At 73.2% G+C, this 13608-nt stretch carries 14 protein-coding genes and 1 tRNA gene; 8 read left to right on the top strand and 7 right to left on the bottom strand.

Going from position 1 to position 13608, the window contains the following annotated elements; all coding sequences use genetic code 11:
• Positions 1 to 6 precede the first annotated feature (6 nt).
• The 3 genes from EES41_RS27840 (at position 7) to EES41_RS27830 (ending at position 1544) form a co-directional block, all read left to right on the top strand.
• Positions 7 to 507, top strand: a complete 501-nt coding sequence (locus tag EES41_RS27840; RefSeq protein ID WP_123080793.1) for a hypothetical protein — start codon at positions 7 to 9, stop codon at positions 505 to 507.
• Positions 508 to 590: 83 nt separating this feature from the next.
• Entirely contained in the window at positions 591 to 1397 is an 807-nt protein-coding gene (locus EES41_RS27835) for a hypothetical protein (RefSeq protein WP_123082734.1), read from the top strand.
• A gap of 74 nt (positions 1398 to 1471) precedes the next feature.
• Positions 1472 to 1544: transfer RNA gene (locus EES41_RS27830), tRNA-His, on the top strand.
• A gap of 251 nt (positions 1545 to 1795) precedes the next feature.
• Here EES41_RS27830 and EES41_RS27825 read toward each other — a convergent pair.
• From EES41_RS27825 to EES41_RS27815, 3 genes are all read right to left on the bottom strand, one after another.
• Positions 1796 to 2134, bottom strand: coding sequence for an XRE family transcriptional regulator (locus tag EES41_RS27825; protein WP_123080792.1), 339 nt, complete (start codon positions 2132 to 2134; stop codon positions 1796 to 1798).
• Positions 2131 to 2493, bottom strand: coding sequence for a type II toxin-antitoxin system RelE/ParE family toxin (locus tag EES41_RS27820; protein WP_123080791.1), 363 nt, complete (start codon positions 2491 to 2493; stop codon positions 2131 to 2133). The genes EES41_RS27825 and EES41_RS27820 overlap by 4 nt, the downstream gene beginning before the upstream one ends.
• Before the next feature lie 86 nt (positions 2494 to 2579).
• Positions 2580 to 4640, bottom strand: coding sequence for a phosphocholine-specific phospholipase C (locus EES41_RS27815; protein WP_123080790.1), 2061 nt, complete (start codon positions 4638 to 4640; stop codon positions 2580 to 2582).
• Positions 4641 to 4938: 298 nt separating this feature from the next.
• On the opposite strand from EES41_RS27815, the gene EES41_RS27810 reads away from it, so the two are divergent.
• Together EES41_RS27810 and EES41_RS27805 are read left to right on the top strand one after the other, a co-directional pair.
• The gene (locus EES41_RS27810; protein ID WP_123080789.1) at positions 4939 to 6171 is read left to right on the top strand and encodes an AAA family ATPase; all 1233 of its coding nucleotides are present in this window, start codon (positions 4939 to 4941) and stop codon (positions 6169 to 6171) included.
• A complete protein-coding gene (locus EES41_RS27805) occupies positions 6168 to 7019 on the top strand; it encodes a hypothetical protein (RefSeq protein WP_164495958.1) in 852 nt (283 codons plus the stop codon). Before EES41_RS27810 ends, EES41_RS27805 begins: the two co-directional genes overlap by 4 nt.
• A 46-nt stretch (positions 7020 to 7065) precedes the next feature.
• Here the strand turns inward: EES41_RS27805 and msrB are convergent, their stop codons facing one another.
• From msrB to EES41_RS27785, 4 genes are all read right to left on the bottom strand, one after another.
• On the bottom strand, positions 7066 to 7473 hold the full coding sequence (gene msrB / locus EES41_RS27800; RefSeq protein WP_123080787.1) for a peptide-methionine (R)-S-oxide reductase MsrB: 408 nt from the start codon (positions 7471 to 7473) through the stop codon (positions 7066 to 7068).
• A 23-nt stretch (positions 7474 to 7496) separates the two neighbouring features.
• On the bottom strand, positions 7497 to 8894 hold the full coding sequence (murC, locus tag EES41_RS27795; protein WP_123080786.1) for a UDP-N-acetylmuramate--L-alanine ligase: 1398 nt from the start codon (positions 8892 to 8894) through the stop codon (positions 7497 to 7499).
• A gap of 86 nt (positions 8895 to 8980) precedes the next feature.
• Positions 8981 to 9448 carry an indole-3-glycerol phosphate synthase gene (locus tag EES41_RS27790; protein WP_123080785.1) on the bottom strand — a complete coding sequence of 156 codons (468 nt, stop codon included), beginning with the start codon at positions 9446 to 9448 and terminating at the stop codon, positions 8981 to 8983.
• 134 nt (positions 9449 to 9582) lie between these two features.
• The gene (locus tag EES41_RS27785; RefSeq protein WP_123080784.1) at positions 9583 to 10371 is read right to left on the bottom strand and encodes a pyrimidine reductase family protein; all 789 of its coding nucleotides are present in this window, start codon (positions 10369 to 10371) and stop codon (positions 9583 to 9585) included.
• Positions 10372 to 10407: 36 nt separating this feature from the next.
• Here EES41_RS27785 and zapE point away from each other — a divergent pair, with 36 nt between their 5' ends.
• The 3 genes from zapE to EES41_RS27770 all read left to right on the top strand — a co-directional run bounded on the left by zapE (position 10408) and on the right by EES41_RS27770 (position 13599).
• Positions 10408 to 11514, top strand: a complete 1107-nt coding sequence (zapE, locus tag EES41_RS27780) for a cell division protein ZapE (RefSeq protein WP_123080783.1) — start codon at positions 10408 to 10410, stop codon at positions 11512 to 11514.
• A 91-nt stretch (positions 11515 to 11605) separates the two neighbouring features.
• Positions 11606 to 12031, top strand: coding sequence for an OsmC family protein (locus tag EES41_RS27775; RefSeq protein ID WP_123080782.1), 426 nt, complete (start codon positions 11606 to 11608; stop codon positions 12029 to 12031).
• A 221-nt stretch (positions 12032 to 12252) separates the two neighbouring features.
• A complete protein-coding gene (locus tag EES41_RS27770; RefSeq protein WP_123080781.1) occupies positions 12253 to 13599 on the top strand; it encodes an alkaline phosphatase PhoX in 1347 nt (448 codons plus the stop codon).
• Positions 13600 to 13608 lie beyond the last annotated feature (9 nt).

Genomic DNA, 13608 nt, shown 5'->3' with positions numbered 1-13608 from the left:
GAAGCGGTGAGCACTCCCAGCGACCCGCCCCGGCGCCGCGTCAGGACCGACTCCGCCGGAGCCGTGTACGGCTCCCTGCTCGCCACCTCGGTGGTGGCCACCGCCAGTACGGTGGGCGCGTATCCGAGGCTCCAGCTGATCCTGCTGCTGCTGGTCACGGGCGTGGTGTTCTGGGCGACGCACGTCTACGCGCAACTGGCGGGGGAACGGCTGGTCGGGCAGCCGTGGAGCGGGCGGGAGATCCGGCGGGTGGCGCTGCACGAGTGGCCGATCTTCGAGGCCGCCTTGCTGCCGGCGGTGGCGGTGGCCTGTAGCGGGCTGCTGGGGCTGGACTACGCGGGGACGGCGTGGCTGGCGATGGGGGTGGCGGTGGCGCAGCAGGTCCTGTGGGCGTGCCTGGGCGCTTCCCGTGCCGGGGCCACCCGCCGCCAGCTGGCGGCGGAGGGGGTCGTCAACCTCGTGCTCGGCCTGATCATCGTGGCGACGAAGGCCGCCCTGAAACACTGAGGGCGGCGCGATCAGATCTGCTTATGGATCATCCAGGAACAATCGTTGGTGCTGAAGTGGACTCCGCCCCCAGGATGATCCACATGACCACCACACCCTCCCTTACCTCCCTTACCTCGCGTATCGCCCGTATCGCCCTCGTCGGCGACCGCTCGCCGCACGTGAAGTCCCACACCCGGATCCCGCTGCTCCTCGACGCCCTCGCCTCCCGCGACGGGCTGGTCCTGGACGCGTACTGGATCCCGACCGCGCAGGCGACGGCCGAGGCCGCCGCCGGCGCGCTGGCCGGGTTCGACGCGGTGTGGGTGCTGCCCGGCAGCCCGTACGCCAGCGAGGCGGGGGCGCTCGCCGCGATCCGGGTGGCGCGGGAGGAGGGCATCCCCTTCCTCGGCACCTGCGGCGGCTTCCAGCACGCCCTGCTGGAGTACGCCCGCGGCGTGTGCGGGCTGACGGGGGCCGCGCACGCGGAGAACGACCCCGGGGCGGAGGACCCGCTGATCGCGCCGCTCGCCTGTTCCCTCGTCGGGCACGAGGGGCTGGTACGGGCCGAGCCCGGATCGCTCGCCGAGTCGGCGCTCGGCGCCGAACGGTCCATGGAGCGCTACCACTGCGACTACGGCCCGGCGCCCCGGCACCTGCCCGCGCTCACCGCGCGGGGGCTGCGGCTGTCGGGGCACGACGAGGACGGGCAGGTCCGGATGGCGGAGCTGCCGGGGCACCCGTTCTTCCTGGCCACGCTGTTCCAGCCGGAGCTGGCGGGCGACGGGACCCGGCCGCACCCGGTGGTCAAGGCGCTGGCGACGGCTGCCGTCGCGCACGCCGCCCGCCGCGCGGACGGGGTCGCCGGACGCCTCGCCGCCACCCTGGCCGCGAGCCGCTCCGCCGGATAACGCGTGGCAGGAGCACCCCTCTGATCAGCTATGCTGTGCATGCACATCGAACGGGCGGTACGCCGCCCTTCGTGGTGGGTGTAGCTCAGTTGGTAGAGCACCTGGTTGTGGTCCAGGTGGCCGCGGGTTCAAGTCCCGTCACTCACCCTGATCCCCCGGGTCGCGAGGTCCCCTCGCGACCCGGGGGTTTTTTCGTACCCGCCCCCGAGGGGCGCCTCGGCCTCCGCGACGACGGCCACCGACGCCTCGTCGAGGAAGGCGGACGAGAACTCCAGCGGGTCCAAGTAGTGCGGCACGGAGCCCCAGTTGGCGCAGGCGCCGCCCCGTCGTGACGGGAGCGGAGCGAACCGACGCCGTACGTCACACCGGCCCGTGCCGGCCGGCCGCCCCGGCCTCCTTCAGGCCACCGTGTACTCGGCGTCGCCGAAGTCCGCCACGACCCGGAGCCGCCCTCCGAGGGCCTCGACGTACGAGCGCAGGGTGGCCACCTCGGTGCGGTCGGTCTCACCGTTCTCGATCGCCGACACCCGAGGGGCGGAGACGCCCATCGTCTCGGCCACGTCCTTCTGCGTCAGCGCCTGCTGCTGCCGGATCTCCGCGAGCCGGTACGCCCGGACCTCGGCGACCAGCCGGTCCATGGCGGCCCGCTTCTCGGCGGCCGACCGCACCGGCAGTCCGGCCGCCGCGCGGCGCTCATACACCTGGCGCTTGACTTCCTCCCAGCCGACGGCGCTCATTCGTACTCCCTGGTCTCCAGCTCGGCGATATGGGCCTGGTAGCGCTTCTCCGCGAGCGGGATGTTCGCTTCGTACCAGCCCTGCCAGTTTCCCGCCTTGTCCCCCGCCACGAGCAGCACGGCACGACGGATCGGGTCGAACGCGAACAGGATCCTGATCTCGCTGCCACCCGAGGAGCCGGGTCTCAGCTCCTTCATGTGGTGCTGGTCCGACCCCTTGATGCGGTCCACCAGCGGCCGTCCGAGCGTCGGCCCGAACATCGCGAGGGCTTCCACCGCGTCTTCCACCTGTTCGGCGCTGTCCCAGTCCGACTCGGTCAGCGTCTCGAACCACGTCGCGACCTCAGCGACGAGGATCACTTCCCATTGGGCCGCGCCCGCGAGGTTAATGCAAGCGTTAACCTCGCGGGCGCGGAACCCGGGGCTCTTCACCCCTGGGAGTGCGATCAGACGGTCTTGATCGCCGGGTCGGAGATGCCCGGGGCGCCCGTTTCCACGTGGCCCGCGAAGCGGCGGAGGAAGGTGGTGTCCGTGTCGGAGACGACCTTGACGTCGTACCAGCGGCCCGTCCCGCGCAGGTCCGCCGTGTACGTGGCCGTGCCGCCCGCCGCGAGGCGGAGGGTCTTGGCGGCGCCGCCGTAGGCGTTGGACACCGTCAGGTTGACCGCCGCCGAGCCGGAGTTGGTCAGCGTCAGGGTCAGGTTGCCGGTGGCCGCGTCGTGGCGGGCGGTGACCTCTGGGCCGGCCTTCTTCGCCGGGCCCTTCCAGGTCCGCAGGAAGCCGTTCGGGCCCCACACCGTGAGGTTGATCTGGTTGCCGGTGGAGGCGCTGGTGCTCCAGGTGTCCGAGAGGGTCTTGCCCGCCTCGACCGTGTAGGGCCAGGGGCCGTCCGTACGGTTGCCCGAGGTGCTGTGGAAGTGGGCGCCGAGGGCCGGGCCGGAGGAGAAGGTCAGGGTGAACTGGCCGGTGGAGGGCGTGGCCTTGCCGTCCGCGTACGGCGCGTAGCCCAGCGCGCGCGTCCGCTTGGAGCCCGCCTCCTGCCTGGGCAGGGTGCCCGTCGCCGGCGGGGTCGGGACGTAGGACGGGTGGGTGTTGTGGTCCGGCGGGACGTAGCCCGCGGTGGACGGGAGGGCCGCGGGCGACGCGTCCGCCCGCTGGAAGTCGAACGCCGAGGTCAGGTCGCCGCAGACCGCGCGGCGCCACGGCGAGATGTTGGGCTCCCGCACGCCGAAGCGCTTCTCCATGAAGCGGATCACCGAGGTGTGGTCGAACGTCTCGGAGCAGACGTAGCCGCCCTTGCTCCACGGGGAGACCACGATCATCGGGACGCGCGGGCCGAGGCCGTACGGGCCGGCCGCGTAGCCGCCGCCCCCGGCGTAGAGGTCCTTCGTGACGTCGGCCGTCGACAGGCCCCACGCGGCGGACGCCGGCGGGTACGGCGGCACCACGTGGTCGAAGAAGCCGTCGTTCTCGTCGTAGGTGATGAAGAAGGCCGTCTTCGCCCACACCGCCGGGTTCGCGGTCAGCGCGTCCAGGACCTGCGATATGTACCAGGCGCCGAAGTTCGTCGGCCAGTTCGGGTGCTCGCTGAACGCCTCGGGGGCCGCGATCCACGACACCTGGGGCAGCGTGCCGTTCACCACGTCCGCGCGGAGCTTGTCGAAGTAGCCCTCGCCCGCCTTGGCGTTGGTGCCCGTCCGGGCCTTCTCGTACAGCGCGCTGCCCGGCTGGGCATTGCGGTAGTTGTTGAAGTACAGCAGCGAGTTGTCGCCGTAGTTGCCGCGGAAGGCGTCGCTGATCCAGCCCCACGAGCCGGCCGCGTCCAGGCCGTCGCCGATGTCCTGGTAGATCTTCCAGGAGACCCCGGCCGCCTCCAGGCGCTCCGGGTAGGTCTTCCAGCCGTAGCCGGCCTCCTGGTTGCCGAGGACCGGGCCGCCGCCGGTGCCGTCGTTGCCCGTGTGGCCCGTCCACATGTAGTAGCGGTTCGGGTCGGTGGCTCCGATGAAGGAGCAGTGGTAGGCGTCGCAGATCGTGAAGGCGTCGGCGAGCGCGTAGTGGAACGGGATGTCGTTCCGCGTCATGTACGCCATGGTGGTGGCCGTCTTGGCCGGGACCCACTTGTCGTACTTGCCGTTGTTGTAGGCCGCGTGGCCGCCGGCCCAGTCGTGGTTCAGGCCCGCCAGGAACTTCATGCCCAGGTCGTTGACCTGTGGATTGAAGGGGAGGACGTCCTTCGTCCCGTTGGACTGGTGGAAGACGGACTTGCCGTTGTCCTGGAGGACCGGGCGCGGGTCTCCGAAGCCCCGGACGCCCTTCATCGCGCCGAAGTACTGGTCGAACGAACGGTTCTCCTGCATCAGGACGACGATGTGCTCGATGTCCTGGATCGTCCCGGTGCTGCCCTGCGCCGGAATGGCGGCCGCGCGCGCGATGCTCTCGTTGAGCATCGCGACGGCGGCGGTGCCGCCCGCGATCTGCAGGAACCTGCGGCGATTGAGTTCTGCCATGGGTGTCGACCTCTGCGGGGTGAGGGGGTGTCGAGGGGCGACCCAAGGACAGCGGTCGCGGGGTACCGGTCGGCATTGCCCGCGTGACACTGCGCCGTACAGCTGGAAAACGGAAGCCCCCGCCGCCGAGGTGGCCCGAACTCTCCCCGCTTCCGGGGCCGGTCGCCGCACCGGACACCGCACCGGGCGCTGACGGGCCGCCTCGACGGCGCGACCCCGGTGGGTGACGGTGGGGGTGACGGGGCCGCTCCGTGGGCATGAATGGCGGACGTCGCCGCGATTCAGGGGGGAGTCCGCGATGCGGGCCAAGGTGCGATCCGAGGTGGAGAGGCTGGCGGGCCGGGTGGCCCAGGACGTGTTCGCCGGCTGGGAGCGGGCGGCGCTCTCGCGGGCGGTGGCCGCCGCCCTCGACGGGGAACGGGCCCGGCTCGTACGGGAGGTGGCGGAGCACACCGGCGGGCAGGCCGCGCGGGCGGCGCGGGCCGCCGTGGAGGAGGCGCGGAGGCGCGGGCTGGAGCGGGCCGCGGCCGAGGCCGTCGGCGCCGAGCTGGCCGCGCGGCTCGCGGAGCACGAGGGCCTGGTCCACGCCCTCGCCTCGGACGCGGCGCAGGAGGCGCTGCTGGCCGCCCGGCCGGAGCTGCTGCGGGCCGTGCGCGAGGAGGTGGCGAAGGCGTACGCCGAGGCCACTCCGGCCGTGATCGAGGTGTCGCTGCCGGGGCGGCGGGCGGTCCGGGTGCGGGCCGCGACCCACCGGGCGCTGCCGGAGCTGCTGACCGCCCTGCACGCGCGGTGCCACGTGCTCCTCGTCGGGCCGGCGGGCACCGGCAAGTCGATGCTGGCCAAGCACGCGGCGGACGCGCTGGGGCTGGAGCTCCAGGCCCTGTCGCTGGGGCCGACCACCCCGATGAGCAAGGTGTTCGGGTACTTCGACGCGCACGGGCACTACCACGACACCCCGTTCCGGCGGGCGTTCGAGCACGGTGGCCTGATGCTGCTGGACGAGCTGGACAACGGCCATCCGGGGCTGCTCGGCGAGCTCAACCAGGCGCTGGCACTGCGCACCTGCGCGTTCGCCGACGGGATGGTGACCGCGCACGAGGACTTCCGGCTGGTCGCCACGGGCAACACCTACGGTCACGGCGGCGACCACCAGTACGTGGGGCGGCAGGCGCTGGACGCGGCCACGCTGGACCGCTTCGTCGTGATCGACGTGCCGATCGACCAGCGGCTGGAGTACCGGCTGGTGCTGGCGGGCGCCCCTTCCAGGCGGGAGGAGGCCCGGGCGCTGCTGAAGGAGGTGCGGCGGCTGCGCGCGGTGGCCGCCGAGAAGCGGCTGCCGCTGACGTTCTCGCCGCGGGCCGGCATCGACGGCGCCCGGCTGCTCGAAGCGGGCGCGACGGTGGCGCAGGTGCTGGAGTGGCGGGTGACGCGCGGGCTGTCGGCGGCCCACCGCTCGGCGCTGGGGCTGGACGCACCGGGGCGGGAGCGGCAGCGGGAGCCGCAGGACGCGCGGCCGGAGTCCTTCGGATGACGGAGCGGGTGCTGGCGCCCATGCTGTCCTGGCAGGAGTTCCTCGATGCGGCCCGGGCCCCGGAGAGCATCCCGGACGGCGACGGGCGCCACGGCACGGCCGAGTGGGCGGGGGCGACCTGGGAGGAGGCGCTGCGCCTCGCCGTCGACGGCTGGCACCTGCCGCTCCAGGAGCAGCGGATCACGGTCGGCGCGCTGCGCGAGCGGGCGGGGCTGGGGGCGCCGGTGATGTCGCTGGAGCCGGTGTGGGACGTCACCGGCAGCGAGGTGGACATCGGCGCCTACCTGGCCGGGGAGCCGGAGTGCATGGTGGACTCGGTGCCCCGGCGGGTGTCGCGGCGGGGCAAGGTGGTCACGTTCCTGATCCCGGCGGCGTACTCCCACGAGACGCCCCACGGCTCGGTCCGCAACCGGGGCCTGGCGCTGGCCGCCCTGTGCGCGGCGCTGATCGAGGCCGGGCACGGGGTGGAGATCTGGTCCGGGTTCACGGCCCGGGCCGGGGAGGACGCGGTGTACTCGGGGGTGGCCCGGGTGATCACACCGGGCGAGCCGCTGGACGTGGGGCGGCTGATCTTCGCCGTGGCCCATCCGGCGATGCTGCGCCGGCTGTGGCTCGCCGTGTGGGACGGGCAGGACGCCGCGACCGCCGCCGCGTTCAAGGCGGCGAGCTACGGCAGGCCCCCGTACACCTGCCGGCCCGGGGACCTGCCCGGCGAGGTCAGGGACCCGTACGTGTTCCCGTACCTGGATCCCGGGGAGCTCCAGTGGGGCGACCTCGACACGGCCCTGTCCTGGTGCCGTGCGATGTTCGCCGAGCTCGGCCTGATCCGGGGCCGGGGGCCTCGGTGAGGCCCCCGGGCCGGCCGGGCCGGGCTCGGGCGGGACGGCGGCCGGGTCAGCCCTCGGTGGGGGTGAGCCGCAGCGAGATGGAGTTGATGCAGTAGCGCTGGTCGGTGGGGGTCGGGTAGCCCTCGCCCTCGAACACGTGACCGAGGTGGGAGCCGCACTTCGCGCAGCGGACCTCGGTACGGACCATGCCGTGCGAGGTGTCCGCGATCAGCTCCACCGCGTCGGTGTCCTTCGGGTCGAAGAAGGACGGCCAGCCGCAGTGCGACTCGAACTTCTCCGTGGAGCGGAACAGCTCGGACCCGCAGCCGCGGCAGGAGTAGACGCCCTCCTGCTTGGTGTCCGTGTACTCACCGCGGAAGGCCGGCTCGGTGCCCGCGAGGCGCAGCACCTGGTACTCGGACGGGGTCAGCTCCGCCTGCCACTGCTCGTCCGTCTTCTGAACCTCGTACGACATGACTCTCCCGCTCCCTCTGGCCGTCAGCTCGACAGGCGGGCGAGGATCTGCGGACCGAGGTCCGTGACGTCGCCCGCGCCCATGGTGAGAACGAGATCGCCCGGCTTCGCCATTCCCGCGATCACGTCGGCGACGGCGTCCTTCTCGTGCTCGGCGGTCACGTCGGCGCCGGCGGCGCGCGCCGAGGCGATGATGATCTCGCTGGTGATCCCGGGGATCGGGTCCTCGCGGGCCGGGTAGATGTCCAGGACCAGTGCCGAGTCGGCGAGGGCGAGGGCCTGGCCCATCTCCTTGCCGAGTTCCTGGGTGCGGGAGAACAGGTGCGGCTGGAAGACGACCAGGATGCGGGAGTCCCCGGCGGCGCCGCGGATGGCCTCCAGGTCGGCGCTCATCTCGGTCGGGTGGTGCGCGTAGGAGTCGATGACCTGTACGCCGGCCGCCTCGCCCTTGAGCTGGAGGCGGCGCTTGACCCCGGTGTACTTGCCGAGGGCGGAGGCCAGGTTGTGCGCCGGGATGCCGAGCGCGACACCGGCCGCGAGGGCGGCGACGGCGTTGTGCGCGTAGTGGCGGCCGGGGACCGAGACGGTGAAGGTGAGCATCCGGCCGTCGATGACCACGGTGACCTCGCTGGTGAGACCGCGCGGGGTGATCTTCGTGATCCGGACGTCGGCGGCCTCTTCCTCGCCGTACGTGACGACGCGCAGCCCCTCGTTCCCGGCGACCCGGGCGGCGATCTCGGCGGCGCCCGCCTGACCGTGGGCGACGACCAGGGTGCCGCCGGGGACGACCTTGGCGACGAAGGTCTCGAACGACTCGTAGATCTCCTCCATCGACGCGTAGTTCGCGTGGTGGTCGAGCTCCGCGTTCAGGATGATCGCGACCTGCGGGGTGTACTTGTGGAAGCTGCGGTCGCTCTCGTCCGCCTCGGCCACGAAGATGTCGCCCTCGCCGTGGTGGGCGTTGGAGCCGGGGGCGTCCAGGTCGCCGCCGATGGCGTACGAGGGGTCCAGGCCCAGGGCCGAGAGGGACACCGCCAGCATCGAGGTGGTGGTGGTCTTGCCGTGCGTACCGGCGACGGCGATCGGACGCAGGCCGTCCATCAGGCCCGCGAGGGCGTCGGAGCGGTGCACCACGGGGATGCCGAGCTCGGCGGCGCGGGCCAGCTCCGGGTTGTCGGAGCGGATGGCGCTGGAGACGACCACGCAGGTGGAGTCGGCGGCGAGGTGAGCGGCGGCGTGGCCGATGTGGACCGTGGCGCCGTGGGCACGCAGCGCCTGGGCGGTCTCGGAGTCACGGGCGTCACTGCCGGCGACCTCGGCGCCGCGCTGGGCGAGGATCTTCGCGATGCCGGACATACCGGCGCCGCCGATGCCGATGAAGTGCGGTCGTTCCATGGCGGTCGGCAGGCCGGGCGGCGTCATACGGGTTCTCCCCCAGGTGCGGGTCGGTACGTCGGAAAAGTGTCGCGGTCTTGCTCGGCACCCGGGTGGGGGTGTCGGACGTCAGCCTATTCGTTGTGGGCGAAGAGCTTGAGCACCGGAACGCCGACCTTGTGCCGCGCCCGGGAGGCCCAGTCCCGGTGGAAGAACTCCTCCACGAAGTGCGGGGCGGTCAGAACGATCACTTCGTCGGCGCCCGTCTCCTCGACGACGGTCTTGAGTCTGTCGAGGGGGTGCTGCTCGATGATCTGCCCGACGGCCGTGGCGCCCTTCCTGCGCAGGGCGGCCAGGGAGTGCTCCAGGGCCTGCTCAGCGGGGCCGCGGGCGGCCTCGCCCTCCGGTTCGTCGCGCTCGTGGAGGGCCTCGGGCAGTTCGCCGAGCGCCACGTCGTCGATGGCGCGCAGCAGTCGGTCCTGGTCGCCCCGGGGCCGCATGAGGACGACGAAGGAGACCTGGTCGTCTCCGTGGAGGGTGGTGACGAAGTCCACGTCGACCGGGGTGAGCGGCTGCTCGATCATCAATACGCTCGTGAACACGGACGCCCTCTCCTTCATGGGCCGAGGCCGGTCGGCCGGCCCCTGCGGAAACCATCCTGCCCCGCTGTCACACGGAGCCGCGCAGGTATATGTGCCCAGTGGAAGCTAAGCGGAACGGTGAATTCCGCCGCTTCTCAGATCCGACGGTAGCTCGTGAAGAGGAACCCGGCCTCTTCCAGTACGGAGGCGGCCGCCAGCCGGTGCGGAACGGCGACGGAGGGGCCCCCGGAGATGCGCTGGGCGTCCCCCGCCGTGAGCATCGGGGAGATCGTCAGGCACAGCTCGTCGAGCGCGTCGGCGGCCACGAACTGGCCCAGCAGCCGGGGCCCGCCCTCGGTGAGCTGGCGCCGCATGCCCCGCAGCGCGAGTTCCCGTACGGCCCGGGCGGGATCCACGGCGGCCCCGTCACCGGCGACGACCACCTCGGCCCCGGCCGCGGTGGCGGCGGCCACCCGGTCGGAGGGGGCGGCGGAGCCGGTGAGCACCAGGGTGGGTACGAGCGGGCTGGTGTACAGCGGCAGCGAGAAGTCCAGGTCCATGCTGGCGGTGATCACCGCGATGGCGGGGGCGGGGCCCTGGCCGGCGGCCTCGCGGCGGGCCGCGAAGTCCGCCCGGGCCCGGGCCGGGCGGTAGCCCTCCTGGCGAACCGTTTCCGCACCGACGACCACCACATCGGCCAGGGCCCGCAGGGTTCCGAAGATGCGCATGTCGCTCTCGCCGGAGATGGGCTGGGAGCGCCCCTCGTGCTGGGCGGCCCCGTCGAGGGTGGAGACCATGTTCGCCCGCAGCCAGTGGGCGTCCTCGGCGAGCGGGGGGTACGCGTAGGCCTCCGCGAGCTCGTCCAGCGACCACTCCCGGTCGCCCTGGGGCGCGGGGGGCTGGGTCGCCGATGTCTGATCGGTCACAGGGAACAGGCGTCGCATCGGTGCAGTCTGACACGCCCCGTAGAGTTAAGGGCTGTGTCAACCTCTCTCTCGACCTCTGGTCCCGCCGGTGGGCAGCCGCCGATAACCGAAGCGGGCCCGCTCGCCCTGTGCGCCCGCGCGCCGCACGTGCCCGCCGAGCGCCTGGTCGCCGAGATGGTGCCGCCGCCGCGTTTCGACTCGGTGCGCTTCGACACGTACGACCCGGACCCCACCCAGCCGAGCCAGGCCGAGGCCGTCACCGTGCTGAGCGGCTTCGCGGCCGGTCTGGGCGGGGCGCACGCGAGCGGCTCCGGCAAGCGGCGCTGGTTCGGCCGCAAGCCCGCGGCCCCGGCGGCCGGCCCGCGCGGGGTGTACCTCGACGGCGGCTACGGCGTCGGCAAGACCCACCTGCTGGCCTCCCTGTGGCACGCCACCCCGGCGGAGCCCGCGCTGAAGGCCTTCGGCACCTTCGTGGAGCTGACCAACCTGGTCGGCGCGCTCGGCTTCCAGCAGACCGTGCGGACCCTGGGCGAGCACCGGCTGCTGTGCATCGACGAGTTCGAGCTGGACGACCCGGGCGACACCGTGCTGGTGTCCTCGCTGCTGAGCCGGCTGGTCGAGCAGGGCGTGGCGCTCGCCGCGACCTCCAACACGCTGCCCGGCAAGCTCGGTGAGGGCCGCTTCGCCGCCGCCGACTTCCTCCGCGAGATCCAGGGGCTGTCGGCGCACTTCCGGCCGCTGCGCATCGACGGCCAGGACTACCGCCACCGAGGCCTGCCCGAGGCCCCGGCCCCGTTCTCGGACGAGCAGGTCGCCAAGGCCGCGTACGCGACCCCGGGCGCGAGCCTGGACGACTTCCCCGGCCTGCTGGAGCACCTGGCCCAGGTGCACCCGAGCCGCTACGGGGCCCTGACGGACGGGATATCCGCCGTCTGCCTGACGGACGTCGGCCCCGTCCCGGACCAGTCGACGGCGCTGCGGCTGGTCGTCCTGGCGGACCGGCTGTACGACCGCGAGGTGCCGGTACTGGCGTCGGGGGTCCCCTTCGACCGGCTGTTCAGTGAAGAGATGCTGAACGGCGGCTACCGCAAGAAGTACTTCCGCGCCATATCGCGGCTCACCGCGCTGGCACGCGACGCGAAGCCGCTGGTGTCCCAGTAGGTTTGGGGACGCCGGGCCGATCGCCCGTACGGATCCGCAGGGTTCCGGTACGGGCGGCCCGGCCGTTGCCACTTCTGCGAAGGGATCCACCATGGCCACCACGCGTACCGCCCACACCAACTGGGAGGGCAACCTCCTCAAGGGCTCCGGCGTCGTCACCCTCGACTCCTCCGGCCAGGGCTCGTTCGACGTCTCCTGGCCCTCGCGCGCCGAGGCCGCCAACGGCAAGACCAGCCCGGAAGAGCTGATCGCCGCCGCGCACTCCAGCTGCTACTCGATGGCCCTCTCGCACGGCCTGGACGGCGCCGGCACCCCTCCCACCCGGGTGGAGACCAAGGCCGACGTCACCTTCCAGCCCGGTGAGGGCATCACCGGCATCCACCTGACGGTGCGCGCCGAGGTCCCCGGCCTGGACGCCGAGGGCTTCGCCGCCGCCGCCGAGGACGCCAAGAAGAACTGCCCGGTCAGCCAGGCCCTGACGGGTACGACGATCACGCTCTCCGCCGAGCTGATCTGATCCCGGCCGGCCGCCGGCCCCGCCACGGCCCGGGCTCCCGTCCCGGCCGTGGGCCCGGGGCCGGGCCCGGGCGGATCAGGCCGGGCCCGGGCGGATCACGGCCCCGCCGCCACCCGGTGGGGTGACGGCGCGGCAGGTGCGACCGCGTCGGGGGCGCGGGGGCGGGGACACGTGGTACCACGGCCCGGTCACACGTCCTGCGCCAGTGCTGGGAGTTGCCGATGTCCGTGACCCGACGCAGCCTGCTCGCCGCCGCCGGCATCACGTTCGGCGGGGCGCTCGGCGCGCTGTTCACCGGAACGGCCGGCGCCACGCCGGTCACCCGGGGGTACGGGCCGCTGCTGCCCGACCCGGACCGGCTGCTCGATCTGCCCGCGGGGTTCTCGTACCGGGTGCTCTCCCGGGCCGGCGCCCCGCTGCGCTCCGGTGAGGGCGCCGTCCCCGCCAACTGCGACGGCATGGCCGCCTTCCGCGCGCCCGGCCACGGCGTCCGCCTCGTCCGCAACCACGAGAACCGGGTCACCGCCCCCCTGCGGGTACCCGCCGTCGAGGGGCTGACGTACGACCCCCGGGCCCTCGGCGGCTGCACCCTCCTCGAACTGGACGCCACCGGCCGGGTCACCGCCGAGCGCGTCGCCCTCGCCGGGACCGCCGTCAACTGCGCGGGGGGCCGCACCCCCTGGAACACCTGGCTCAGCTGCGAGGAGACCGAGGACCGGGCGGGCGGCGACGCCGGGTACGCCGAGGACCACGGGTACGTCTTCGAGGTGGACCCCGCCGACCCGTACCGCTGCGGCGCCGTCCCCCTCACCGCGATGGGCCGGTTCGCTCACGAGGCCGTCGCCGTCGATCCGTACCGCGGGGTCGTCTACGAGACCGAGGACGCCTTCGTCAAGCCCTTCGGCCTGTTCTACCGGTTCCTCCCGGCCCGCCCGCTGGGCGGTCCCGGCTCGCTCCGGGCCGGCGGCGCGCTGGAGGCCCTGCGCGTCCCCGGGGTGCCGGACCTGTCCGTGGTGGCCGAGCCCGGGGCGGAGTTCCCGGTGGAGTGGGTCCCCGTACCCGACCCCTCGGCCGCCGGGACCCCCATCCGCTTCCAGGACTTCGGCCCGGGCGGGATCACCCACGCCCAGAAGCTGGAGGGCTGCTACTGGGGCGACGGCGGCGTCCACTTCGTCTCCAGTTACGCCCGCGGCGGCGAGGGCGCGGGCGCCGACCACCACGGGCAGGTGTGGTTCCACGACCCGCGGCGCGGCACGGTCCGGCTGGACGTGCTCTTCGGCCCGGCCACCGACGTCCAACTGCCCGGGGACTCCCCCGACAACATCTGCCTGGCCCCCGACGGCGGCCTGATGGTGTGCGAGGACGGCGGCGGGGCGCAGTACGTGTTCGGCGTGACCCGGGACGGCGAGGTCTACCCGGTCGCCCGCAACGCCGACGACATCGGCGCGCCCGGGGCCCCCGCGTGGGGCGAGTTCGCGGGGGTCACCTTCTCCCCCGACCGGCGGACGATGTACGTCAACGCCTACTCCCCCGGCACCACCTTCGCGGTCACCGGTCCCTGGCACTGAGCTCCCGTC

The sequence above is a fragment of the Streptomyces sp. ADI95-16 genome (assembly GCF_003721495.1).
In the GTDB taxonomy this organism is placed as follows: Bacteria; Actinomycetota; Actinomycetes; order Streptomycetales; family Streptomycetaceae; genus Streptomyces; species Streptomyces goshikiensis.
The sequence above is the reverse complement of the archived record's forward strand: the minus strand, read 5'-3'. Positions and strand labels throughout refer to the sequence as shown.

Bases quoted from the DNA above. Each gene is read 5' to 3' on its own strand.
- EES41_RS27785 (WP_123080784.1), bottom strand. From the start codon at position 10,371: ATGCGACGCCTGTTCCCTGTGACCGATCAGACATCGGCGACCCAGCCC.
- EES41_RS27810 (WP_123080789.1), top strand. From the start codon at position 4,939: ATGCGGGCCAAGGTGCGATCCGAGGTGGAGAGGCTGGCGGGCCGGGTG.
- EES41_RS27770 (WP_123080781.1), top strand. From the start codon at position 12,253: ATGTCCGTGACCCGACGCAGCCTGCTCGCCGCCGCCGGCATCACGTTC.
- msrB (WP_123080787.1), bottom strand. From the start codon at position 7,473: ATGTCGTACGAGGTTCAGAAGACGGACGAGCAGTGGCAGGCGGAGCTG.
- EES41_RS27825 (WP_123080792.1), bottom strand. From the start codon at position 2,134: ATGAGCGCCGTCGGCTGGGAGGAAGTCAAGCGCCAGGTGTATGAGCGC.
- EES41_RS27805 (WP_164495958.1), top strand. From the start codon at position 6,168: ATGACGGAGCGGGTGCTGGCGCCCATGCTGTCCTGGCAGGAGTTCCTC.
- EES41_RS27815 (WP_123080790.1), bottom strand. From the start codon at position 4,640: ATGGCAGAACTCAATCGCCGCAGGTTCCTGCAGATCGCGGGCGGCACC.
- EES41_RS27775 (WP_123080782.1), top strand. From the start codon at position 11,606: ATGGCCACCACGCGTACCGCCCACACCAACTGGGAGGGCAACCTCCTC.
- EES41_RS27835 (WP_123082734.1), top strand. From the start codon at position 591: ATGACCACCACACCCTCCCTTACCTCCCTTACCTCGCGTATCGCCCGT.
- murC (WP_123080786.1), bottom strand. From the start codon at position 8,894: ATGACGCCGCCCGGCCTGCCGACCGCCATGGAACGACCGCACTTCATC.